Annotated in this window: 23 protein-coding genes and 1 pseudogene; 22 read left to right on the top strand and 2 right to left on the bottom strand. The window is 73.1% G+C overall.

Annotation, left to right across the window (positions count from 1 at the left end):
* Window positions 1-96: 96 nt before the first annotated feature.
* Window positions 97-912: a class I SAM-dependent methyltransferase gene (locus tag K353_RS27670; protein ID WP_111556239.1), complete on the bottom strand. Its 816-nt coding sequence runs from the start codon at window positions 910-912 to the stop codon at window positions 97-99.
* A gap of 270 nt (window positions 913-1182) precedes the next feature.
* Between K353_RS27670 and proS the strand changes: the two genes are divergently transcribed.
* From proS to K353_RS27575, 18 genes and pseudogenes are all read left to right on the top strand, one after another.
* Window positions 1183-2595: a proline--tRNA ligase gene (gene proS, locus K353_RS27665; protein ID WP_111556238.1), complete on the top strand. Its 1413-nt coding sequence runs from the start codon at window positions 1183-1185 to the stop codon at window positions 2593-2595.
* Between the two features lie 421 nt (window positions 2596-3016).
* On the top strand, window positions 3017-3595 hold the full coding sequence (locus K353_RS27660) for a hypothetical protein (protein ID WP_030458815.1): 579 nt from the start codon (window positions 3017-3019) through the stop codon (window positions 3593-3595).
* Window positions 3596-3905: 310 nt separating this feature from the next.
* The gene (gene rpsP, locus K353_RS27655; protein ID WP_014138264.1) at window positions 3906-4334 is read left to right on the top strand and encodes a 30S ribosomal protein S16; all 429 of its coding nucleotides are present in this window, start codon (window positions 3906-3908) and stop codon (window positions 4332-4334) included.
* 2 nt (window positions 4335-4336) lie between these two features.
* Window positions 4337-4576, top strand: a complete 240-nt coding sequence (locus K353_RS27650) for an RNA-binding protein (RefSeq protein ID WP_014138265.1) — start codon at window positions 4337-4339, stop codon at window positions 4574-4576.
* Between the two features lie 200 nt (window positions 4577-4776).
* Window positions 4777-5412: a ribosome maturation factor RimM gene (rimM, locus tag K353_RS27645; protein ID WP_111556237.1), complete on the top strand. Its 636-nt coding sequence runs from the start codon at window positions 4777-4779 to the stop codon at window positions 5410-5412.
* Between the two features lie 5 nt (window positions 5413-5417).
* On the top strand, window positions 5418-6236 hold the full coding sequence (gene trmD / locus K353_RS27640) for a tRNA (guanosine(37)-N1)-methyltransferase TrmD (protein WP_111556275.1): 819 nt from the start codon (window positions 5418-5420) through the stop codon (window positions 6234-6236).
* Between the two features lie 156 nt (window positions 6237-6392).
* Window positions 6393-6743 (top strand): 50S ribosomal protein L19, encoded by a 351-nt coding sequence (gene rplS / locus K353_RS27635; RefSeq protein ID WP_033215154.1) that lies wholly within the window; start codon window positions 6393-6395, stop codon window positions 6741-6743.
* Window positions 6744-6808: 65 nt separating this feature from the next.
* Window positions 6809-7714: a signal peptidase I gene (lepB, locus tag K353_RS27630; protein ID WP_111556236.1), complete on the top strand. Its 906-nt coding sequence runs from the start codon at window positions 6809-6811 to the stop codon at window positions 7712-7714.
* Between the two features lie 247 nt (window positions 7715-7961).
* A complete protein-coding gene (gene lepB / locus K353_RS27625) occupies window positions 7962-8822 on the top strand; it encodes a signal peptidase I (RefSeq protein WP_233533867.1) in 861 nt (286 codons plus the stop codon).
* Between the two features lie 260 nt (window positions 8823-9082).
* Window positions 9083-9943, top strand: a complete 861-nt coding sequence (lepB, locus tag K353_RS27620) for a signal peptidase I (RefSeq protein WP_370447669.1) — start codon at window positions 9083-9085, stop codon at window positions 9941-9943.
* A 182-nt stretch (window positions 9944-10125) separates the two neighbouring features.
* On the top strand, window positions 10126-10872 hold the full coding sequence (lepB, locus tag K353_RS27615; RefSeq protein WP_111556234.1) for a signal peptidase I: 747 nt from the start codon (window positions 10126-10128) through the stop codon (window positions 10870-10872).
* An 82-nt stretch (window positions 10873-10954) separates the two neighbouring features.
* Window positions 10955-11428, top strand: a complete 474-nt coding sequence (locus tag K353_RS27610; RefSeq protein ID WP_111556233.1) for an NUDIX hydrolase — start codon at window positions 10955-10957, stop codon at window positions 11426-11428.
* 56 nt (window positions 11429-11484) lie between these two features.
* On the top strand, window positions 11485-11811 hold the full coding sequence (locus tag K353_RS27605; RefSeq protein WP_030458804.1) for a DUF2469 domain-containing protein: 327 nt from the start codon (window positions 11485-11487) through the stop codon (window positions 11809-11811).
* A 277-nt stretch (window positions 11812-12088) separates the two neighbouring features.
* Window positions 12089-12559, top strand: coding sequence for a YraN family protein (locus tag K353_RS27600; RefSeq protein WP_370447668.1), 471 nt, complete (start codon window positions 12089-12091; stop codon window positions 12557-12559).
* Complete coding sequence (locus K353_RS27595; protein ID WP_111556232.1) at window positions 12560-14233, top strand: YifB family Mg chelatase-like AAA ATPase; 1674 nt, start codon at window positions 12560-12562, stop codon at window positions 14231-14233.
* Window positions 14234-14634: 401 nt separating this feature from the next.
* On the top strand, window positions 14635-15960 hold the full coding sequence (gene dprA, locus K353_RS27590) for a DNA-processing protein DprA (protein ID WP_199528264.1): 1326 nt from the start codon (window positions 14635-14637) through the stop codon (window positions 15958-15960).
* Between the two features lie 1404 nt (window positions 15961-17364).
* Window positions 17365-18243: an RNA polymerase sigma factor WhiG gene (gene whiG, locus K353_RS27580; protein WP_255410771.1), complete on the top strand. Its 879-nt coding sequence runs from the start codon at window positions 17365-17367 to the stop codon at window positions 18241-18243.
* A 175-nt stretch (window positions 18244-18418) separates the two neighbouring features.
* A pseudogene (locus K353_RS27575) lies at window positions 18419-18991 on the top strand (TetR/AcrR family transcriptional regulator); the annotation flags it as partial.
* Between the two features lie 181 nt (window positions 18992-19172).
* Here K353_RS27575 and K353_RS27570 read toward each other — a convergent pair.
* A complete protein-coding gene (locus tag K353_RS27570) occupies window positions 19173-19724 on the bottom strand; it encodes a murein hydrolase activator EnvC (protein ID WP_233533870.1) in 552 nt (183 codons plus the stop codon).
* Window positions 19725-20387: 663 nt separating this feature from the next.
* On the opposite strand from K353_RS27570, the gene rpsB reads away from it, so the two are divergent.
* The 4 genes from rpsB (at window position 20388) to frr (ending at window position 23947) form a co-directional block, all read left to right on the top strand.
* Window positions 20388-21290, top strand: coding sequence for a 30S ribosomal protein S2 (rpsB, locus tag K353_RS27565; RefSeq protein ID WP_111556228.1), 903 nt, complete (start codon window positions 20388-20390; stop codon window positions 21288-21290).
* Window positions 21291-21422: 132 nt separating this feature from the next.
* Entirely contained in the window at window positions 21423-22262 is an 840-nt protein-coding gene (tsf, locus tag K353_RS27560; RefSeq protein WP_111556227.1) for a translation elongation factor Ts, read from the top strand.
* Between the two features lie 291 nt (window positions 22263-22553).
* The gene (pyrH, locus tag K353_RS27555; RefSeq protein WP_111556226.1) at window positions 22554-23309 is read left to right on the top strand and encodes a UMP kinase; all 756 of its coding nucleotides are present in this window, start codon (window positions 22554-22556) and stop codon (window positions 23307-23309) included.
* A gap of 80 nt (window positions 23310-23389) precedes the next feature.
* Window positions 23390-23947 (top strand): ribosome recycling factor, encoded by a 558-nt coding sequence (frr, locus tag K353_RS27550; RefSeq protein WP_030458788.1) that lies wholly within the window; start codon window positions 23390-23392, stop codon window positions 23945-23947.
* Window positions 23948-24022 lie beyond the last annotated feature (75 nt).

The raw sequence follows: 24022 nt of genomic DNA, 5'->3' as shown, positions 1-24022 counted from the left end.
TTCCCTTCGCGCGTTCCCTTCGCGCGTTCCCTTCGCGCGTTCCCTTCGCGCGGTCCCTCCGTGCCGTTCCTCCGTGCCGTCCTCCGGGCCGGCCGCTCAGCGGCGGGGCCGCGTCCCCACCGCCCAGCGGAACTCGTTCGCCATCCGCACCGAACCGTCCGGGCGCAGGTACGGCCGCAGCGCCTCCTCCAGCTCCTTGACCACCAGCGCCGTCCCCGCGGCCGCCTCGGCCCGCTCGAACAGGCCGGTGGAGAGCAGGCCGCGGACCGCCGAGTCCAGACCCGCGTAGGCGAACGGGCAGGCCGCCCGGCCGCCCCCGGACGGGCGCGCCCCCGCCGCCGCCAGCAGCGACTCCAGGGCGCCCGGGCCGGATGCGGCGAACGGGTCCGGCGCGTCGAGCGGGGCGTACCGTCGGGCCACCTCCAGCACGGCGGCGCTCTCGCAGCGCTCCGGCCGGCCCCAGGCGGCCACCACCAGCTGCCCGCCGGGCAGCGTGCGCTCGGCCGACCAGGCGACCAGCGCAGGCACCGGCGGCTGCTCGAAAACCGTCACCAGGGAGTGCGCCGGGCGGGGGACGGAGTGCGCCGAACGGGCGAGGGCCGCCGGGCCCCCGCCGGGCACCACCTGCAACCCGCGGGCCGCCGCCAGCTCCCGCAGTCCGCCGTCCGCCTCCACCCCCGCGACCTGCGCGCCGCGCCCGGCGGCGAGCAGCAGCGCCAGCCCGGACCGGCAGCCGACACCCAGCAGACTGGTGGCCGCGCCGACCTCCAACCGCCGGTAAACGTCCTGGTAGAGGGGGACGAGCATGCGCTCCTGGATCTCCGCCCAGTCCCGCGCCCGACCGCCGCTCCCCGCCGGGCCGTCCGTCCGGACCCGGTCCACGGTGCTGCCGGTCACCTGCGCTGAAGCCATCGCGGCCTCCCATTCGATCCTCGGAATCAGCTGCGGTCCCCGCAGCCCGGCCCCCCGGCCCCCCTCCCAGCGAACAGCGGGCGGCCCCCGCCGTCCAGAGGGGTGCGAGCAGGTATCCGTGCGCCGTTGGTGTGCGCCCCGGGGTGTGCGCGGGCGCGGTCCGGTGCGGCGCGCGGGCGGGGCGGGGGTCGGTGCGGTGCGGGGGCGGGCTTTCGGGCCGGGACGAAACGGATTCACGGTCCGGCCCCGGTTTTCCGTACCATTCGGCCCATGGCTAAGGCACCCGTTCTCACCCCCCAGGCGGACGACTTCCCCCGCTGGTACCAGGACCTCATCAACAAGGCCGAGCTGGCCGACAACGGTCCGGTGCGCGGCACCATGGTCATCCGACCGTACGGCTACGGCCTGTGGGAGCGGATGCAGCAGGAGATGGACGCGCGGATCAAGAAGGCGGGCGCCCAGAACGCCTACTTCCCGATGTTCATCCCGCAGTCCTACCTGACCAAGGAGGCCGAGCACGTCGAGGGCTTCGCCCCCGAGCTCGCGGTGGTCACCCACGGCGGCGGCAAGGAGCTGGAGGAGCCGGTCGTCGTCCGGCCCACCTCCGAGACCATCATCAACGAGTACTTCTCCAAGTGGGTGCAGAGCCACCGCGACCTGCCCCTGCTGATCAACCAGTGGGCCAACGTGGTCCGCTGGGAGCTGCGCCCGCGCGTCTTCCTGCGCACCACCGAGTTCCTCTGGCAGGAGGGCCACACCGCCCACGCCACCTACGAGGACGCCCGCGCGTACGCCTCGCTGATCCACACCGACGTCTACGGCGACTTCATGACCAACGTGCTGGGCATCGACGTGGTACTCGGCCGCAAGACCGCCAGGGAGCGCTTCGCCGGCGCCATCAACACCCTCACCCTCGAAGGGATGATGGGCGACGGCAAGGCGCTGCAGATGGGCACCAGCCACGAGCTGGGCCAGAACTTCGCCAAGGCGTTCAACACCACCTACCAGCTGCAGGGCGCCGAGCGCGAGCACGTCTGGCAGACCTCCTGGGGCGTCTCCACCCGCATGGTCGGCGGCCTGATCATGTCCCACGGCGACGACAACGGCCTGCGGGTCCCGCCGCGGCTGGCCGCCGTGCAGGCCGTGGTGCTGGCCATCAAGGGCGACGACGCGGTGCTGGCGAAGGTCCGCGAGATCGGCGCCGCGCTGGAGACGGCGGGCGTGCGGGTGGTCGTCGACGACCGCACCGACACCCCGTTCGGCCGCCGCGCCGTCGACTGGGAGCTCAAGGGCGTCCCGCTGCGGATCGAGGTCGGCCCGCGCGACCTGGAGGCCGGCACCGCGATGCTGGTGCGCCGGATCGCCGGCGGCAAGGAGCCGGTCACGGTCGACTCCCTGGCCGCGATCGTCCCCGGCATCCTGGAGGAGGACCAGGCGCAGCTGCTGCGCGAGTCCCGCGAGCGCCGCGAGGCCCGCACCGTGGACGTCAAGACCATCGAGGAGGCCGCCGAGGCCGCCACCACCGGCTGGGGCCGGATCTCCTGGGCCGACCTCGGCCCCGAGGGCGAGGCCAAGTTGGCCGAGCAGGGTGTTTCGGTGCGCTGCCTGATCGCCGAGGACGGCTCCGTGCCGGCCGCCGACGACCAGCCCGGCAACCTCGCCCTGGTCGCCCGCGCGTACTGAGCCGCCCGCCGCGGCCGCCCCTCCCGGGCGGCCGCGGACCGGTTCCCGGCCGGTCCCGGACCCGTGAACTGCGCGATCGGCGGCTCTCCCGGCGAATTCCGGAATCCCGTTCCGCGTCACGGCAATTGAGCTACTCACCAGTCAACTCCCCGAGGTAGTCGACAAGCGGTACGGTGTACGGCCCGTGGCCCTGTCAATTTTCGGACAGGACGCGGGCCGTCCGCCGTGGGGATGTTGGGCTCCGCGGCGGGTGCCGAGAGCCCGGCGAAACCCGCCGGTTCGATACGTGCAGGGGGTTGGTCTTGCGTCAGTCCGGAGCCGCGCAATTCGCGCGCGGAAGTGCGTTTCTGAGAGTCCGCTGGGAATTCCCCGACCTGGGTGCCCGCCGGAACACCGCCTCTCTCTCCATCGTTGGTACAGCGTGAGCACGACACAGCCCCTCGTCCTCGCGGCCGAACTGGCCGCCGCCTGGAGTGACATCCAGGCCCACCACCGGGACCTGCCCGATCTGGCGTCGCCCGAGGCGCTGATCGGCGAGTCCTCGTCCGCCTGCGGCACCCAGCTCAACTTCGAGCGACTGCTGCACGAGGCCGCCCACGGCCTGGCCGCCGCCCGGGAGATCCGCGACACCTCGCGGGCCGGCCGCTACCACAACCGCCGCTTCCTGCTGCTCGCCTCCGAGCTGGGCCTGGCCCACCCGGTCGAGCCGCACGCCAGCAGCGGCTTCTCCCAGGTGACGATGGGGCACGAGACCCGCGACCGCTACGCCGAGACCATCGAGCGTCTCGACCGCGCGCTCGGGGCGCACCAGCTCGCCGTCGCCGGCGAGGGCAACCACCGCGCCTTCCGCGGGCCGGCCGCACGGCACGGCTCCTCGGGCGGCGGCGTCCGGGTCAAGGCGGTGTGCGGCTGCGGTCGCAACGTCCGCGTCGTCCCGTCCGTGCTGGCGCAGGCCTCGATCGTCTGCGGCGCCTGCCAGCAGCCGTTCAAGATCGCCTGAACCGTTCCGGGCGGCGTCCGACCGGGGCAGTGTTCCGGTCGGGACGGTGTTCCGGTCGGGACGGTGCTCGACCGGGCCGCGGGCGGGGTGCCCGCGGCCCGTCGGCACCCGGAGGTCCTTGTCCGGACCGTGCGGGGGCGCCGTCCGGGGGCCATTCGGCGGTGTGGCACAATGGATGGCTGAGTACCCGGCAGCCTAGACAGGACCCTCTCTCCTAACGGCTGGCGTGTCCCTTGAACGGCACCTCGCGCCGCAGCCCCACGCGGCGGAGCGCTGCTCACCCACGTCAAAACCAGGAGAATCCACACCCGTGGCTGTCAAGATCAAGCTGAAGCGTCTGGGCAAGATCCGCTCCCCGCACTACCGCATCGTCGTCGCCGACTCGCGCACCAAGCGTGACGGCCGCGCGATCGAGGAGATCGGCATCTACCAGCCGACGTACAACCCCTCGAAGATCGAGGTCGACGGCGAGCGCGCCCAGTACTGGCTGTCCGTCGGCGCCCAGCCGACCGAGCCGGTCCTCGCCATCCTCAAGCTGACCGGCGACTGGCAGAAGTTCAAGGGCCTGCCGGCTCCGGAGCCGCTGAAGGTGGCCGAGCCCAAGGTCGAGGACTTCTCGCACCTGTTCGCCAAGGCCGTCGCCGGCTTCGAGGACGCCACCACCGGTGTCGCCATCACCCCGAAGGCCAAGAAGTCGGACAAGGCTGACGAGGCCGAGGCCGCTTCCACCGAGGCCTGAGCATGATCGAGGAAGCCCTCGATCACCTGGTGAAGGGCATCGTCGAGCACCCCGACGAGGTGCAGGTCCGCTCGCGGAACCTGCGCCGCGGCCACACCATCGAGGTGCGCGTGCACCCCGACGACCTCGGCAAGGTGATCGGCCGGGGCGGCCGCACGGCTCGCGCGCTGCGCACCGTGGTCGGCGCCCTGGGCGGACGCAACGTCCGGGTCGACCTGGTCGACGTGGACAGCCTCCGCTGACCTCCGCTCGACCGCCGAGGGCGCCGACCGCCAGGTCGGCCAACCGGGTTTCAGGACCGGCCGGGACGCATCCGTCCCGGCCGGTCCTTCCCGTTTCCGGGTCCTTCCCGCTCCCGGGATCTTCCCGGCTCCGGGAGCTCTCCGTTCCGGGGGCTCCCCGCTTCCCACCAGTGCCATCACCTCTCAGGAGAACGATCACCGTGCAGCTCGTCGTCGGCAGGATCGGCCGCGCCCACGGCATCCGAGGGGACGTCAGTGTCGAAGTCCGCACCGACGAGCCGGAGCTGCGGCTCGGGCCCGGCGCGGTCCTCCTCACCGACCCCGCCGCCATCGGACCGCTGACCGTCGAGACCGGCCGGGTGCACAGCGGGCGCCTGCTGCTGCGCTTCGCCGGCGTCAAGGACCGCACCGCCGCCGAGGCCCTGCGCGGCACCATGCTGATCGCCGAGGTCGACCCGGACGAGACCCCCGACGACCCGGACGAGTACTACGACCACCAACTCATCGGCCTGGACGTGGTGCTGGCCGACGGCACCCCGGTCGGCGAGCTCACCGAGGTGCTCCACCTCCCGTACCAGGACCTGCTCACCGTCCAGCGCCCCGACGGCACCGAGGTGCTGATCCCGTTCGTCGAGCAGATCGTCCCCACCATCGACCTGGACGAGCAGCGCGCCGTCATCACCCCGCCGCCCGGCCTGATCGACGCCGCCGACGCGGGTGCGGGTGCGGGGGCGGAGGAGGGTTCGGGCGACGGCTCGGAGGAGGGCCCGGGCACCGGCCCGGACGCCGCCGAGAACGGCGGCTCGGACTCCGGCGAGAACGGCGGCGGCGCGTGAGCGACCTGCGGATCGACGTCGTCACGATCTTCCCCGAGTACTTGGAGCCGCTGAACGTCTCCCTGGTCGGCAAGGCGCGGGCCCGCGGGCAGCTGGACGTCCACCTGCACGACCTGCGGACCTGGACCACCGACATCCACCGCACCGTGGACGACACCCCCTACGGCGGCGGACCCGGCATGGTGATGAAGCCCGAGCCGTGGGGCGCCGCCCTGGACGCCGTCCTGGCCGCCGGGCCCGAGGGCGAGGTGCCGACCCTGGTGGTGCCCACCCCCAGCGGACGCCCCTTCACCCAGGAGCTGGCCCAGGACCTGGCCGCCCGCCCCTGGCTGGCCTTCGCGCCCGCCCGCTACGAGGGCATCGACCGCCGGGTCATCGAGGAGGCCGCGACCCGGATGCCGGTGGTCGAGACCTCGATCGGCGACTACGTGCTGGCGGGCGGCGAGGTCGCCGTGCTGGTGATGGTCGAGGCGATCGCCCGGCTGCTGCCCGGCGTGCTGGGCAACGCCGAGTCGCACCGCGACGACTCCTTCGCCCCCGGTGCCATGGCCGACCTGTTGGAGGGCCCGGTGTATACCAAGCCCGCCGAGTGGCGCGGCCGGGAGGTGCCGGAGGTCCTGCTCAGCGGCCACCACGGGAAGATCGCCCAGTGGCGGCGCGAGCAGGCGTTCGCCCGCACCCTCGCCAACCGGCCGGACCTGGTGGCCCGGTGGCAGCGCGAGGCGTTCACGAAGAAGGAGCGCGAAGCGCTCAGCGTGCTCGGCCTGGCCTGGGACGAGGCGGACGGCCGATTTCGGTCCACGGCCGACCCTGTGGAACAATAGGCGACTGCTGTCTGTCGCCCGGCTCCCCTCGCGGGGAGCCAGTGGACCGGTGCCCCCGCCACGGGGGGCTCACCGCCAGCCGAAGCGGCCCGCAGCACCACCCAGTTGACACGAATATCCGTGGGCGGCCCGTGGCGCCTGCGATGGAGAGCAACGATGAGCAACAAGCTCGCTGCTGTCGACGCGGCCTCGCTGCGCACCGACGTCCCCGCCTTCCGCCCCGGCGACACCCTCAAGGTGCACGTCCGAGTCATCGAAGGCAGCCGCTCGCGCGTCCAGGTCTTCCAGGGCGTCGTCATCCGCCGTCACGGCGCCGGCATCGGTGAGACCTTCACCGTTCGCAAGGTCAGCTTCAACGTCGGTGTCGAGCGCACCTTCCCGGTGCACACCCCGGTCGTCGAGAAGATCGAGGTCGTGACCCGCGGTGCGGTCCGCCGCGCCAAGCTGTACTACCTGCGCGACCTCCGCGGCAAGGCCGCGAAGATCAAGGAGAAGCGCGACGCGTGATCGCGCAGGCTCACCCGGGGTCGGCCCTCCAACCGGTGTAGACCGGGGGGATAAGCTCACCTCCGATGAGCACGCACGAGCCACCAGCGGACCGCGACGGCAGTCCCGCACCCACGGGTGCGGACTCGCCGCCGCGGTCCGCCGCCGTTTCCGCCCCCGGAGCGGCGACCGGCACCGTCACCAGCGCCGCCGGCGCCGCCACCGGCACTGCCACCGCCCCGGCTTCCGGCACGGAATCCGAAGGTGGGGAGGGCCCAGCGGGCGAGGACGACCCCGAGGACGCGGGGGACGACGGCCACGGCGGCGGGCGGCGGTGGTCGCGGGACCTGCTGTGGATCGCGGCGGTGTGCGTGGTCGTGCTGCTGCTGGTGAACGCCTTCGTGGTCCGGCCCTTCGCGGTGCCGTCCGGCTCGATGGAGGGGACACTGCGGCCGGGCGACCGGGTGCTGGTCAACCAGCTCGCGTACGCCTTCGGCAAGCACCCGCAGCGGGGCGACGTGGTGGTCTTCGACGGCATCGGCTCCTTCCTGCCGTACCAGGAGGAACCGTCCGGCCTGAAGCGGCTGCTGGCCGGCGCGGGCCTCGCCCCGGCCGGTGACACGGTCTACGTGAAGCGGGTGATCGGCGTCGGCGGCGACCGGATCACCTGCTGCGGCACCGACGGCCGGCTCAGCGTCAACGGCGTGCCGCTGGACGAGAGCGCCTACCTGCTCCCCGGCGACGCGCCCTCGGCGGTACCGTTCGACATCGTGGTTCCTGACGGCAAGTTGTGGATGATGGGCGACCACCGCAGCGCCTCCCGGGACTCCCGCGACCACCTCGGCGAGCCCGGCGGAGGCGCCGTGCCCGAGGACAAGGTGATCGGCCGCGCGGACTGGGTGATGTTCCCCCTCGGCCGCGCCACCTCCCTCGACCGACCGGCGGCGTTCGCCGCGATTGAGGGGACCGGTGGCCATGGGGAGCAGAGGTAGACCCAGGACTGCCGCCGCTGCCGCCGCTGCCGCCGGGCCGTCCGACTCCGACCTCGGAGCCGACCCCGCCCACGACCCCGCGTCCGGGTCCGCGTCGGTGTACCTGCCGCCCTCGGGAGGGACGGAGGGCGCGACGGGCACGGAAGACACGGACGGCGCAGACGACGCGCGGGACGCAGTCGGCCACGGCGGCAGCGGTACCGCCGGCGTCGGTGCGGGCGGCGTCGGCCCGGGCGGTACGGACGGTGTGGCGAGTCGTCCCGCCCGGGGCCGCGCCGAGCGCCGCCGCACCGCCAAGCGCGCCGCGCGCCGCAGCCGTCGCTCCCTCCTGCGCGAGCTGCCGGTGATCGTGTTGGTGGCCCTGGTCATCGCGCTGGTGATGAAGACGTTCCTGATCCAGGTGTTCGTGATCCCCTCCGGTTCGATGGAACAGACCCTGCGGATCGGCGACCGGGTCGTCGTGGACAAGCTCACCCCGTGGTTCGGCTCGGAGCCGGAGCGCGGTGAGGTGGTGGTCTTCAGGGACCCGGGCGGCTGGCTGGAGAACGACCACAAGCCGTCCACGGACGGGCCCGTGCTGCGGAACGTGAAGTCGGTGTTCTCGGCGGTGGGCCTGCTCCCTTCCGATGACGAGCGGGACCTGATCAAGCGGGTGATCGGTGTCGGCGGCGACACCGTCGAGTGCTGCGACGAGCACGGCCGGGTGAGCGTGAACGGCACGCCGCTGGACGAGCCGTACGTCGCGGCCGGCAACTCACCCTCGCGGATCACCTTCAAGGTGACGGTGCCCCAGGGACGGCTCTGGGTGATGGGCGACCACCGCGACCTGTCCGCCGACTCCCGCTACCACATGGGCAACCCGGGCTCCGGGACGATCCCGGTGGGGAACGTGGTCGGGCGCGCCTTCGTGGTGGCCTGGCCGCTCTCCCACTTCGGTCAACTCGGCGTTCCCGATTCACTCTCCTCCCTGCCGGGGCGGGCGGCCGGATCGGCGGCCATCGGGCCGGTTCCTGCGGAACCCCCGCTCGTTATGGGTGTGTTGGGCGTGCTTCCGCTCCTCACCCGGTACCGCGGCACGCGTCGGAGGGGCGGGCCGGTGGCCGACTGACATCCGGGTCGGCGCGTGGGAGCACGGGCGCGTCGACCGGTAGTGATAGAGAAGTGTGAAGTGCTCGGTTCCGGCCTGGTGTCGTGCCTGCCCCAGTGGGCAAGCCAGAGGCGGGTTTTCGATCGATCGCAGAGTGTGGTGCCCGCTGTGCGGCACTCGTGAGCGCGGGCGCACAGGCGTCCGCACAGCAGGGAGGAGATGTCGTGGGGGATCTGGTGATCGGTGCCCGCTCAGGTGCTCCGGAGCCCGACGGGGAACCCGTGGGCAACCAGGAGGGACTGCCCGCCGGTGACGGCGAGGAGCAGCGGGACGCCGAGGCGGGGGCGGAGGCCGCCGGGGATTCGGCGGCGCCGTCCAGGCGGGCGCCGAAGCAGCGTTCCTTCTGGAAGGAACTGCCGATCCTGATCGGCATCGCGCTGATCCTGGCCCTGGTGATCAAGACCTTCTTCGTCCAGGCGTTCTCGATCCCCTCCGGGTCGATGGAGAACACGCTGCAGGTCGGCGACCGCGTCCTGGTCGACAAGCTCACCCCGTGGTTCGGCTCGGAGCCGGAGCGCGGCGAGGTGGTGGTCTTCAAGGACCCGGGCGGCTGGCTGAACGACGAGCCGACCCAGCGCAGCGACAACTCCTTCGTGCGCGGCGTGCAGGATGTGTTCAGCTTCATCGGGCTGATGCCGTCCAGCGACGAGAAGGACCTGATCAAGCGGGTCATCGCGGTGGGCGGTGACACCGTGGAGTGCCAGGGCTCCGGCCCGGTCAAGGTGAACGGCGTCGCGCTCGACGAGCCGTACATCTTCCCCGGCAACACCCCGTGCGGGGAGAAGCCCTTCGGCCCGGTGAACGTGCCCAAGGGACGGCTCTGGGTGATGGGTGACCACCGGGGCAACTCCCTGGACTCGCGGTACCACATGGACCAGCCCGGCGGCGGAACCGTCCCGGTCGACAACGTGGTCGGCCGCGCGTTCGTGGTGGCCTGGCCGATCGGCGACTGGGCGACGCTGCCCGTCCCGGACACCTTCGACCAGAAGGGCCTGGCCGCCGCCGGACCGCTCGCTCCGACCATGGCCGGTACGGCGCTCGCCGCCCCCGCCGTGTGGTGGGTGCGCAGGCGCCGCCGCTGACCGGAGGGCGATCGGTCGGCTACGCCTCTTGCGCGGGCCGTGGTACCGGCGAGTAATCTGCTCGCACGTGCCACGGCCCGCAGCGCTGTCCGGCCCCGGCCGGCCGGCGGTCGACCGGCGGCGGGCGGACCGGCCGAGAGCGCTCGGCCGGAGCGCCCGAGCACCAGGAGAGGGCGTAACCGATGAGCAGCGTCGCGGAGCGGACACCGCGCACCGGGGCCGGACCGGCCCGCCGCCGGAACACCGCGTCGATCGTGCAGGGCGTGGTGATCGCGCTCGGCTTCGCGATGCTGGTCGGCGGCTTCGGAGTGCTCGCCGTCCAGTACCGGCCCTACCGGATCCCGACCGGTTCGATGAGCCCGACCCTGGAGTCCGGCGACACCGTCCTGGCCCGCACCGGCGAATCCGCCGGCCGCGGCGACATCGTCGTCTTCCAGGACCAGGACTGGGGGAACGCGACCCTGGTGAAACGCGTGGTCGCGGTCGGCGGCGACACCGTCTCCGGTGACCGCGAAGGACGGATCACCGTCAACGGGCACCAGGTGTCCGAGCCCTACCTGGCCCCCGTCCGGATGAACACGACCGAGTTCTCGGTCACGGTGCCCGAGGGGCGGCTGTTCCTGCTCGGCGACTTCCGCGGCAACTCCCTGGACTCGCGAAGCCACCTCGACGTGGCCTTCGGTTCGGTGCCCGCCTCCGAGGTGAAGGCGAGGGTGGAAGCGGTGATCCAGCCGCTGTCCCGGGCCGCGCTGGAGCGGCGCGTCCCGGCCTTCGACGCGTTGGGCGCGCCCGGCGCGCATCGGGCCGGTCCGCTGCTGCCCGCGGCCTGGACGGCGGTCGGCGGCGCGGTGTTGATCGTGGCGGCCTCCGCGGCGGGCTGGGCGGTCTCGCTGACCCGGTGGCTGCGGGGCCGGCGGCGGAGGACCTGATTCCGGGGCCGGCGGCGCGCCGGCCCGGGCGCCGCCACCGGCCAGGAGGCGCGCCCAGCGCCTCAGGACGGAGCTGAACCAGATGGCCGTCGAGCACCGCCGAGCCGTTCGGGTACTGCTGCTGGACCCGGACGGGCGCGTCCTGCTGCTGCGCGGGACGGACCCGGCCGCGCCGGGGACCACCTGGTGGATCACGCCCGGTGGCGGCATCGAGCCGGGCGAGAGCCCGGCCGCGGCGGCCCGGCGCGAGCTGGCCGAGGAGATCGGGCTGACGGACGTGGACTGGGGACCGCTGGTCGGGTACGGCACGGCGGAGTTCTCCTTCCGGGGCAGGGAGTACCGACAGGAGCAGTGGTTCCGGCTGGCCCGCACCACACGGACCGCGGTGTCACTGACGGAGGGTGGAGCGGACGAGCACGCGCTGTTGCTGGCCGTCCGCTGGTGGACGCCGGACGAGTTGAGGACCACCGGGGAGACCGTCCACCCGCGCGGACTGGCCGAACTGGTGGAACGGGTTCTGACCGAAGGCCCGCCAGAACCACCAGTAAGGCTCTGAGTGCGGGTCCGGTGGTCCACAATGGGGTGGACGTGACGAGTGAGGGGACGCTTGGAATGAGTGCCGAAGACCTCGAGAAGTACGAGACCGAGATGGAGCTGAAGCTCTACCGGGAGTACCGGGATGTCGTCGGCCTGTTCAAGTACGTGATCGAGACCGAGCGTCGCTTCTACCTGACGAACGACTACGACCTCCAGGTGCACTCCGTGCAGGGCGAGGTGTTCTTCGAAGTGTCGATGGCGGATGCCTGGGTCTGGGACATGTACCGACCGGCCCGGTTCGTCCGGAAGGTCCGTGTGCTGACGTTCAAGGACGTGAACATCGAGGAGCTGGCCAAGAGCGATCTTGAGCTGCCCTCGGACGACTCCGCCTTCGGGAACTGACCACCCCGCGGCCTGGCGGCCGGTCTCCCTCGGGCCCGGTACCCGGCGGGGACGGCACGGCCGACCGTGCCCTCCTGGCCAGGGCCGTCGCACCTCGGTGAGCTGCGGCGGTGCCCGGGCCACCGAGACTGGCCGCGCTGATCGAGCACTGTCCAGCGCATTTTTCGATTTGTCGCTCGAACGGGTGACCTGAGTTATCCACAGGCCCGGGTTATCCACAGGTCTGGCGATCCCGCTGGCCCGCCCCCGGTGTCTGACGGCAACCTTCCGGCCGGAGGTGATTGCCGTGCAGAATCCCAACAAGATTTCCACCAACGGCCTCGGACGCTACGGCGAGGAGGTCGCCGCCCGCCGGCTCGCCGAGGACGGCCTGTACATCCTGGAACGCAACTGGCGCTGCGCCGGCGGCGAGCTCGACATCGTCGCGCTCGACGGGGACACCCTCGCGATCTGCGAGGTGAAGACCCGCTCCGAGCGGGGCTTCCAACAGCCCGCCGAGGCGATCGACCGGACCAAGGCCGACCGGTTGCGCCACCTCGCCGAGCGCTGGCTCGCCGAACGCTGGCCGGTGCACTTCTCCCGACTCGTGCTCGCCGTCGAACGGGCCGGGGGCGCCGACCCGCAGCCCGACGCGGAGAGCGGCGGGCCGGCCCCGCCGCCGCCCGGCGGCATCCGCATCGACCTGGTCGCCGTGGTCAACCCCCGCCGGGGCGCGGCCGCGGTCGAGCACCTGCGCGGGGCGGTGTGAATGGCCTTCGCCCGCACCTGCTCGGTCGCCCTGGTCGGCGTGGACGGCGTCGTGGTCGAGGTCCAGGCCGACCTCGAACCCGGACTCGCGGCCTTCAGCCTGGTGGGCCTCGCCGACAAGGCCCTCCTGGAAGCCCGCGACCGGGTCCGCGCCGCCGTGTCCAACAGTGGAGAGAAATGGCCGCTGCGGAAACTCACCGTGGGCCTCACCCCGGCCTCCGTACCCAAGAGCGGCAGCGGGTACGACCTGGCGGTGGCCTGCGCCGTCCTGGCAGCCGCCGAACGACTCGACCCCGCGTCGATCGACGGCCTGCTGATCATCGGAGAGCTCGGACTGGACGGCCGGGTGCGCCCGGTACGCGGAGTCCTGCCCGCAGTACTGGCGGCGGCCGACGCCGGCTACCGGCAGATCGTGGTCGCCGAGCAGACCGCCGCCGAAGCGAAACTGGTGCCCGGCGTCTCCGTCCTCGGAGTGCGCAGCCTGCGCCAGCTCATCGCGATCCTCACCAACGCCCCCGTCCCCGACGAACCGCCCGACCCGTCCAACGGCCGCCCCGACTCCTCGTTCGCCGGACTGCTGCTGCCCGGCCTCGGCGTCCGCGACCTCACCTCCGAACCGGCCCTCCGCCCCGACCTCGCCGACGTGGCCGGGCAGTACGAGGCCCGCCAAGCCCTGGAGATCGCCGCAGCGGGCGGTCACCACCTCTACCTGAAGGGCCCACCGGGAGCCGGCAAGACGATGCTGGCCGAACGGCTCCCGGCCCTGCTCCCACCGCTCACCTCCGCCGAAGCCCTCGAAGTGACCGCGATCCACTCCGTGGCCGGCCTGCTCCCATCCGACCGTCCCCTGATCGACACCCCGCCCTACTGCGCCCCGCACCACTCGACGACCATGCCCGCCATCATCGGCGGCGGAACGGGACTGCCCAGGCCCGGGGCCGTCTCCCTCGCCCACCGCGGCGTGCTGTTCCTCGACGAGGCGCCCGAATTCCCGGTCCGGGTCCTCGACGCGCTGCGCCAACCCCTGGAGTCGGGGGAGGTGATGATCGCCAGAGCCGCGGGCTCGATGCGGTTGCCCGCCCGCTTCCTGCTCTGCCTGGCCGCCAACCCCTGCCCCTGCGGCCGCTATTCACTGAGAGGAGAAGGATGCGAATGCACCCCCGTCATGGTCAACCGCTACCAGGCCAGGCTGTCCGGTCCGCTGCTGGACCGGGTGGACCTCCAGGTGCAGGTTGCCGGAGTCACCAAGGCCGAGCTGATGCAGCGAGGCGGAAGGGCCGAGAGCACGGCGACGGTCGCGGCACGCGTGCGGGAGGCCCGGGCGCGGGCCGCCGCTCGCCTCGTCGACACCCCGTGGCGGACCAACGCCGAAGTGCCCGGGCACGAACTGCGCACGCGCTGGCAACTCGCACCTGGATCGCTGGCCGACGCCGAACGTGACCTCGACCGGGGCCTGCTCACCGCGCGCGGCCTCGACCGCGTCCTGCGGGTGGCCTGGACGGTCGCCGACCTGGCCGGCCGGAACTGCCCGAACCGGTCCGACGTCCAGACCGCGCTCACCCTCCGCACCGGGGTCCAGCGCGTCCTCCGCCCGACCGACCGCAGGAACGACCCGCGCTACCCGTACGCCGACGCGGGCACGGACGCGGACCCCGACCCGGGAGACGCGTCCTGACCCGGCCTCACCTGCCGGGGTGGCAAGACCCCGGCAGCGGAGCGGACCCGGCCGACGGGCGGATCGTCCCTTCGGCCACCCAGTACGGCAGAGACAGAGCACCGCAGAGACAGAGCACGGCACAGACAGAAGGCGCGCCGATGACCGCACATCCCGTACCCCGCGACCACTGGCGACTCCCGGACGGCACCGGGGCGGGCGGGACACCTGGTCGCCCCGGCCACGGCCTGCCCCATCCCCCCGACACCGTCGCCGACCAGGCCGGCACCCGCACGGCGTGCAACGGGGGCGAACGACTCCGGCAGCCGGTCCGTGGCGGCGATCCACCGGCGGTGCACCGCGTACGCCACGGACCGCCGGAACCGGCCCGGACCGCCCCGGGAGCCGACGGCTCCGGCACCATGACTCCGACTCCGACTCCGGCTTCATTTCCGCTTCCGCCTCCGACTGCTGCGGACCGGCCCGGGGCCGTGCACCGCGCACCGCCGGTCGCGGCTACCGAGCGCGCCCTCCCCGCCGGGACCGCGCGGGTCGAGCACCGGGCCATCCGGCCCACGGCCTGGGCCGCGCCGACGGTCCCGTCCGATCCGCCCGAGCCCGAGCGGATCTCCCGGGCGGCGCTCACCCGATTGATCGAACCGGGCGACGCCGCGATCGGCCGAGCCGTCCAACGGCACGGCGTGGTGGGCCTGGTCCAGGGGTTCTACGAAGGGGCACCCGCGAACCGGCTGGGGCTCGGCGCTGACCGGATCACCGCCTACCAGGAGAGGCTGCGGAAGTTCAACCCGGTCACCGACCTGGAGCGGATCGCCAAACTCGGTGGGAGGTTCATCATTCCGGGCGACAGCGAGTGGCCCTCCCAACTCGACGACCTCGGCGACAGCCGCCCGATCGGGCTGTGGGTCCGCGGCCTGCCGTCACAGCGGCTGCCGTCGCTGCGCCTGCTCGCGCTGCGGTCGGTCGCCGTCGTCGGGTCGCGGGCCTGCACCGCGTACGGGCGCCACGTCGCCGGTCAGCTCGGTTCCGAACTGGCCGAGCGAGGCTGGGTGGTGGTGTCCGGGGCGGCGTACGGGGTGGACACCGCCGCGCATCTCGGGGCGCTGGCGGTCAACGGAATGACGATCGCCGTGCTCGCCAGCGGCGTCGACATCTGCTACCCGCGCGGGAACGAGCCGCTGATCGAACGGATCGGCCGGGACGGGCTGCTGGTGAGCGAGCTGGCGCTCGGGATGAACCCGACCCGGTTCAGGTTCGTGCTGCGGAACCGGGTGATAGCGGCGCTCACCCGCGGCACGGTGGTGGTCGAGGCCGCACCGCGCAGCGGCGCGCTCAGCACCGCGCGGCGGGCCCGCGACCTCAACCGGCACACCATGGGCATCCCCGGCCCGATCACCTCCGAACTCTCGGCAGGCGTCCACACGTTGATCAGAAACGGGGCGGCCACCATGGTCACCAGCGGCGCCGAGGTGGGCGAGCTGATCGGCGCCATCGGGTCCGACCTGGCGCCGGAGCGGGTCGGCCCGATCCTGCCGCGGGACGCGCTGGAACCACCGGTGGCCCGGGTCCTGGAAGCCGTCCCGGCGAGCGCGGACGGCGCGCCGGTCCAGCGACTCGCCCACTACGCGGCGCTCTCCGAGGCCACCACCGTCCAGCACCTCCACGAACTGAGTTCGCTCGGCTTCGTGGAGCGACACGGAGCGCATTGGAGGCTGGTGCGTCGGAAGTGATCGCATCCGGGCAGAGCCGGACAGGCTGCGGGGTTCCGAGCGGGTCAATCGGTCAACAGGAGGTGATGCGGGGCGAGTTGAGGGACGATGGCGGACCGGCCGGTTCGGTCGGAGCGCCGCGCCGGGGGCCGGGGCCGGGTCGTCCGGAGGTGGCGCGCAGGTCCGTGCCGGTCGACGGGCCGGCCGGGCGGGGAGGGTCCGGGGCGCGCCGGAGACCCGCCCGCGACGCGCCGGTGCCGCCCTTTGCTGCCACCGGATCGGGCGACGCCCGAGTGGCGGTAGCACTGTGCAGCGACTCGGTCACGCTACGCTCGCTCATGGCGTCCCTATCAGCACATGACTCGGCAGAACGGCGCAAACCAACGCATGCCCACTCACATTCCCGGACACAGGGTGACCGGTGACGGTCGGTCCCCGGACGGGACGGGGGCCGAGAACCACAGCACCGCGGAACTGCGGCCCAGATCCTCGGGAGTCGTGGGAATGACGAGGCCGGGCAGCACCTCGGCCGCGACCCCACCGCCCCAGGCCCGTCCCGTCCCGTCCTCGTCCCTCCCGCGCCCACCGGCCCCGACGGGGCCCGCGGCCCGGCCCGGCCCGGTGCGCTCACCGGCCGACCGGCCAGGCCAGGTGCTGCCCTGCCCACAGGTGGCACCGCCCGGCGCGGCGGCGAAGCCGCGGTCGCTCGGGGCCGAGGACACCGGTGCGGTGACCGGCGCGGGCGCCCGAACGATCGGACCGGCCATGGCGGGCGGCACCAAGTCCACGGGTGCCAAGTCCGCCGGTCCCAAGACCAGGAGCGTCAAGGTCGGCGGCCAGGGCGGTGCCGGTCAGACCGGTGGCGTCCCGGGCGGCGGCGGACAGCCGGGCCGTGCCCCGGGCAGCGGTGCTCCGGGCGGTGGCGGACAGGATGGGGCAGAGCGAGGCGGTGGAGAGTGGGGCGTCGACGGGTCGCGTTCCGGACCGGCCACCGCCGAGCCCCCGGTCTCGCCCCAGCCTCCGTCCGGAGCCGGGCGGCCGGCGCGCGGTCAGGCCAAGCGGGGCGCGCGGGCGAAGGCGAAGGACTCGTCCGTCCGCAGCGCCCAGGTCCGCAGGCAGGCGGGCGGACCGCCACCCGCGCGCTCGCCGGAACCCCCGGACCGGAACCTCGGTGAGCGCCCGGCCACCGGGCAGGGCGCGCCACCGTCGGTGCCACTGCCCGCTCCGGCCCCGGGCCCGGCCCTGGGTTCGGCTCCGGCTTCCGGACCAGCGGCGACGCCGACCCGGCCTGCGGCTCCGGACGGAGTCGACGGCGCGGTCGCGGCGCGGCCGGTCGAGGAGGCGTCCGCGAAGAGCGGCGGCCACCGGGGCGCGCCGGGCGGCGGCGGGGCGGGCGCGGGGACGGGTGTGCGGGCCGGTGCGACGGTGCCCGCACCGGCTGCGGCGCCGACTGCGGCACCCGCTTCGGCAGCGGACGCGGCCGTCGGCGCGCGCGGCGGTGCGGCGGACGAGGGCAGGGGCGGCGACCGGCCGAAGGACGCCGACCAGTCGGCGTTGCAGGCGCTGTGGCGCTCGTACAAGGACACCGGCGACCACGGGCTCCGGGACCAGCTGATCCTGCACTACTCGCCGCTGGTGAAGTACGTGGCGGGCCGGGTCGGGGTCGGGCTGCCGGCCAACGTGGAGCAGGCGGACTTCGTCTCCTCCGGGGTGTTCGGGCTGATCGACGCCATCGAGAAGTTCGACATCGACCGGGCGATCAAGTTCGAGACCTACGCGATCAGTCGGATCCGCGGTGCGATCATCGACGAACTGCGGGCGCTGGACTGGATCCCCAGGTCGGTCCGGCAGAAGGCCAAGGCCGTCGAGCGGGCCTACGCCACGCTGGAAGCCCGGCTGCGGCGGTCTCCGCACGACCCCGAGGTCGCGGCGGAGATGGGCATCTCGCTGGACGACCTGCACACCATTTTCAGCCAGTTGTCGCTGGCCAACGTGGTGGCGCTGGACGAACTGCTGCACTCGGCGGGCGAGGGCGGCGACCGGCTGACCCTGATGGAGACGCTGCCGGACAGCGGCGCGGACAACCCGGTCGAGATCGCCGAGGACCGCGAGCTGCGCCGGCTGCTCGCCTCGGCGGTCAACACCCTCCCCGAGCGGGAGAAGACCGTCGTGACGCTCTACTACTACGAGGGCCTGACGCTGGCGGAGATCGGCCAGGTGCTCGGGGTGACGGAGAGCAGGGTCAGCCAGATCCACACCAAGTCGGTGCTGCAACTGCGGGCGAAGATGTCCGACGCCCGGTGAGCGGGGCCCGGCGCGGGGAGTCGGGCCCCGCCGGGGCCGGTCGGTGCGGGACGGGGGTGCGACGGGACGTGACGGGCGTGGAGCGGCGCGTGGTGGCCGGCGGGTACGTGATGTCGTGTCCGCCGGTCGTCGGCGTCCGTAGAGTTGGTCCGTGCCGAAAATCCGGGCGGCCACGGTGGCCGAGCATCGACAGTTGCAGCAGGCAGCGCTGCTGGACGCCGCACGCGTCCTGCTGGCGGAGGGCGGCCGGGAGGCGCTGAGCTTCGGCGCGCTCGCGGCGCGCGCCGGTCTCGCGCGCTCCTCGGTGTACGAGTACTTCCGCTCCAAGTCCGAGCTGGTGGAAGCGCTCTGCACGGTCGACCTCCCGCTCTGGGCCGCCGAGATCGAAGCGGGCATGGCGGCCTGCGACAGTCCGGCCGAGCGGATCGAGGCGTACGTCCGCGGCCAGGTGTCGCTGGCCACCGACCCGGTGCACCGGGCCGTGGTGGCCGTCGCCGAGTACGAACTCGACGACGCCGCGCGGGCCAGGATCAGGGCGGCCCACGCCGGGCTGACCGCCATGGTGGTGCGCACCCTGGAGGAACTCGGCCACGGTCGGCCCGGAGTCGCGGCCTCGCTGCTCCAGGGCGTGGTGGAGGCGGCGGTCCGCCAGAGCGGACGCGTCCGGGGTGAGGACGGCGCACCCGCGGCCGAGGCCGTCCGGGAGATCGCCGACACCGCGGTGCGCTTCGCCCTCGACGGCCTGCGCTCGGGAGACCGGCAACGGGCCGACGCGCAGCACCGGCCCGGCCGTGCGCCCGAGGGCGGCGCGAGCGGCACGGACGGCGGGGACGACTCGAACTGCGCGAACGCGGCGAACAACGCGAACGTGGCGAACGGCGCGAGCCGGGCGTGCGGGCGGTCGCGGCGGGACGGGAGCTGACTTCGCGTCAGGGCGGGGTGAGCGGCAGCAGCCGGGCCCGGCCGGAGCCGAGCAGGGCGAGCGGGTCGAGGTAGCGCTCGCCGCGCAGCAGGCCCCAGTGCAGGCAGCCGACCGGGCAGTGGCCGGAATCGGCGGCCAGCACCCCGATCTGGTCGCCCGCCGCGACGCCGGTGCCGACCGGTACGGAGCCCGCCACCGGCAGGTAGGTGGTCCGCAGCGGGGGAGTGCCCGAGCCGGGGTGCGTCACCACGACCACCGGACGCCCGGCGACCGGACCGGCGAAGGTCACCACCCCGGGTGCCGCCGCCCGCACCGCCGTGCCCGGTGGGGCCGCCAGGTCCACACCGCGGTGTCCCGCGGCCCAGCGCGTCGGCGGCAGCTCGAACCGCCGCAGCAGCCCCGAGCGCCCGCCCACCGGCCACACCCGTTCCGGCCCGGGCCCCAGCGCGGCGGTGCGCCCCACCAGGAGCGGCCCGGCCGCAGAAGCCTCCGCCACCGCCCTCGGCACGAACCCGCCGAACGCCGACAGCAGCACCAGCGTCGGCACCAGCACCAGCACCAGCGGCAATGCCGCCCTCGTCCCCGTCCCCGCCCGAGAAGCCCGCGCCGACATCCGCGCCCCCGCCGACATCCGCGCCTGCCGCGCCCGCAGCCTCCGCAGCCCCCGGCCACCCCGTCCGTGCACCCCTCACCTCCGCGTCGACTCCCGTACCACCCGCCGGACCCACCCACCGGACCCGCCCGCCAGGCCCGTCCGCCGGGGCGGTCACCAGGGTGGGGCCGTCGGGGCCCGTCGCGCAGGTCGGTTCCGGGACCTGTGGACAGACCGGGGGCTGTGGACAACTGCCGTCCCCCGCAGGGGTGAACGGTGGGCGGCGGGCCGGTCCGGACGGCGCTGAACAGGGCGGTGGGAACGCCGGGAGTCGCCCGTCGCTCGGGGCTTCCCGTACACTTCACACGCGACCCGGTCTGCCGGGTCGACTTCGCACGCCCCGCCACCGGCGGTCCGGCCCCCTCGGGGGAGCGGTCGCGACGGTGCGAGTGCCGCTCGGTCCGCCGGGCCCGCCGAGGCCGCAAGCCTCGCGCAGGCCGAGCGGCTTGGCACGTCGGGGCGTCAGGCGTGACGGTCGCCCGACCGGCACGGACAAAACCGAGTACCCCGGCACCCCACAGGACGCAACTGCCTCACGGCGCGCCGGGCAACACACGAGGAGTACGGCACATGGCCGTCGTCACGATGCGGGAGCTGCTGGAGAGCGGCGTCCACTTCGGTCACCAGACCCGCCGTTGGAACCCGAAGATGAAGCGCTTCATCTTCACGGAGCGCAACGGCATCTACATCATCGACCTCCTGCAGTCGCTGAACTACATCGACCGCGCCTTCGAGTTCGTCAAGGAGACCGTTGCCCACGGCGGCAGCGTCCTCTTCGTCGGCACCAAGAAGCAGGCCCAGGAGGCCATCGCCGAGCAGGCGACCCGCGTGGGCATGCCGTACGTCAACCAGCGCTGGCTGGGTGGCATGCTGACCAACTTCTCGACCGTCTACAAGCGTCTGCAGCGCCTCAAGGAGCTCGGCGAGATCGACTTCACGGACGTGGCCGGCTCCGGCCTCACCAAGAAGGAGCTCCTGGTCCTCCAGCGCGAGTACGACAAGCTGGAGAAGACCCTCGGCGGTATCCGCGACATGCAGCGCGTGCCCAGCGCCGTCTGGATCGTGGACACCAAGAAGGAGCACATCGCGGTCGGCGAGGCCCGGAAGCTCAACATCCCGGTCGTCGCCATCCTCGACACCAACTGCGACCCGGACGAGGTCGACTACAAGATCCCGGGCAACGACGACGCGATCCGCTCCGTCACCCTGCTGACCCGCGTGATCGCCGACGCCGTCGCCGAGGGCCTGAAGTCCCGCGCCGGTGTCGCCAAGGGCGACGCCAAGGCCGAGCCGGGCGCCGACCAGCCGCTGGCCGCCTGGGAGAAGGAGATCCTCGAGGGCGAGAAGGCCGCCGAGGCCCCCGCCGCCGAGGCCGCCGCCACCGAGGCCCCCGCCGAGGCTGCTGCCGAGACCGAGGCTCCGGCCGCTGCCGCCGAGGCCGAGGCTCCGGCCGCCGAGGCCGAGCAGGCCTGACGTACCACCAGGGTGAGGGGCACCGGCCGGGCTGAGCCGGTGGGTGCCCCTCTCTCCCGTGCCGGGGGCCCGCACCACGGGCCGCGGCACTTTCCCACGCAGACACGCGAGACGTGAGAAGAGATCACAACCATGGCGAACTTCACCGCCGCGGACGTCAAGAAGCTCCGTGAGCTCACCGGCGCCGGCATGATGGACTGCAAGAAGGCCCTGGACGAGGCCGAGGGCGACGTCCAGAAGGCCGTCGAGCTCCTGCGCATCAAGGGCCAGAAGGGCGTTGCCAAGCGCGAGGGCCGCGACGCCTCCAACGGCGCCGTCGCCGCGCTGATCGCCGAGGACAAGAAGTCCGGCGTCCTGGTCGAGCTGAACTGCGAGACCGACTTCGTCGCCAAGGGCGGCAAGTTCGTCGAGGTCGCCAACGCGATCGCCGCGCACGTCGCCGCCACCTCCCCGGCCGACCTGGACGCCGCCCTGGCCTCCGAGATCGCCCCGGGCCAGACCGTCCAGCAGTTCGTGGACGAGGCCAACGCGACCCTCGGCGAGAAGATCGTGTTCCGCCGCTTCGCGCAGTTCGACAACGACGGCTTCGTCAGCGTCTACCTGCACAAGTCGGACCCGGACCTGCCGCCGACCATCGGTGTCCTGGTCGAGCTCGACCAGGAGAACGCCGACACCGCCAAGGACGTCGCCCAGCACATCGCCGCCTTCGCGCCGAAGTACCTCTCCCGCGAGGACATCCCGGCCGAGGACCTGGAGAACGAGCGCCGCGTCGCCGAGGCCACCGCCCGCGAGGAGGGCAAGCCCGAGGCCGCCCTGCCGAAGATCGTCGAGGGCCGGGTCACCGGCTTCGTCAAGGAGAACGCCGTGCTGGAGCAGGCGTTCGCCAAGGACAACAAGAAGAGCGTCGCCAAGGTCCTCGACGAGGCCGGCGTCACCCTCAAGCGCTTCGTCCGCTTCCGCGTCGGCGCCTGAGACCCGTTCCCCGCAGTCCGTCCCGCCGCTCCGGGCCCCGTTCCGGACATAAGGTAGGAGGACCGCCCCCGTCCGCGAGGACGGTGGAGCGAGCCGACGAGCCCCCCAGCACCCCCGGGGAAGCGGCGTCGGCACCATGAACGACGAGGAGGCCATTGCCGTGCAGGAGACCGTACCGGTTCCCGCGGCAGTGGCCTCCTCTCGTGTACACGGCGCCGGGACCGCACGCCCCGCGCCGTGACCGGCACTTTGCAGATCTGCTGAACCAGCAGGCGGAGAAGGAGAAAGTCCATGCAGGAGACGCAGGAGACCGCTCCGGGCGGTGCACGCCGCCGGGTACTGCTCAAGCTGTCCGGCGAGGCGTTCGCCGGCGGAGGCGGCCTCGGCGTCGACCCGGACGTGGTGCACGCCATCGCCCGCGAGATCGCCACGGTGGTCCGGGCCGGCACGGAGGTCGCCGTGGTCATCGGCGGCGGCAACTTCTTCCGCGGCGCCGAGCTCCAGCAGCGCGGCATGGACCGGGCCCGCTCCGACTACATGGGCATGCTCGGCACCGTGATGAACTGCCTGGCGCTCCAGGACTTCCTGATCAAGGAGGGCATGGAGACCCGGGTCCAGACCGCCATCACGATGGGCCAGGTCGCCGAGCCCTACCTGCCGCTGCGCGCCATCCGGCACCTGGAGAAGGGCCGCGTGGTGATCTTCGGCGCCGGGATGGGCATGCCGTACTTCTCCACCGACACCACCGCCGTGCAGCGGGCGCTGGAGATCCACGCCGACGTCCTGCTGATGGGCAAGAACGGCGTCGACGGCGTCTACGACTCCGACCCGCGCACCAACCCGGCCGCGGTCCGGTTCGACGCGCTGGACTACACCGAGGTGATCTCCCGGGACCTCAAGGTCGCCGACCTGACCGCGATCACCCTGTGCAAGGACAACGGACTGCCGATCCTGGTCTTCGAGCTGCTGGCCGAGGGCAATATCGCCCGCGCGGTCGAGGGTGAGAAGATCGGCACACTCATCAGCGAGGATTCCGCCCGGGCCTAGCCGTCGGGGTTCCGAGCAGCAACAGCCGTCCGGGGCACCGGTACGGGACAACAGCAGATGAACCGGACAGGGAGCACACAGTGATCGATGAGACCCTCCTCGAGGCCGAGGAGAAGATGGAGAAGGCCGTCGCCGTGGCCAAGGACGACCTCGCGGCCATCCGCACCGGGCGCGCGCACCCGGCCATGTTCGCCAAGATCGTCGCGGAGTACTACGGTGCGCTGACGCCGATCAACCAGCTGGCCTCGTTCTCCGTCCCGGAGCCGCGGATGGCCATGGTCACCCCGTTCGACAAGACCGCGCTGAAGGCCATCGAGACCGCGATCCGCGACTCGGACCTGGGCGTCAACCCGTCGAACGACGGCTCCGTCATCCGGGTGGTGCTCCCGCAGCTCACCGAGGAGCGCCGCCGCGAGTACATCAAGCAGGCCCGCGGCAAGGGCGAGGACGCCAAGGTCTCGGTCCGCTCCATCCGCCGCAAGGCCAAGGACGCGATCGACAAGCTGGTCAAGGACAAGGAGATCGGCGAGGACGACGGCCGCCGCGGCGAGAAGGAGCTCGACGACCTGACCGCCAAGTTCGTGGCGCAGATCGACGAGCTGCTCAAGCACAAGGAAGCCGAGCTGCTGGAGGTCTGACCCGGACCCCGCCCGCAACGCCCCGGACCGGCGGCCCGACCGCCCGGCCCGGGGCGCGGCTCCACCCGGGACCGC

The organism is Kitasatospora sp. SolWspMP-SS2h (assembly GCF_003259315.1).
Taxonomy (GTDB): Bacteria; Actinomycetota; Actinomycetes; order Streptomycetales; family Streptomycetaceae; genus Kitasatospora; species Kitasatospora fiedleri.
The sequence above is the reverse complement of the archived record's forward strand: the minus strand, read 5'-3'. Positions and strand labels throughout refer to the sequence as shown.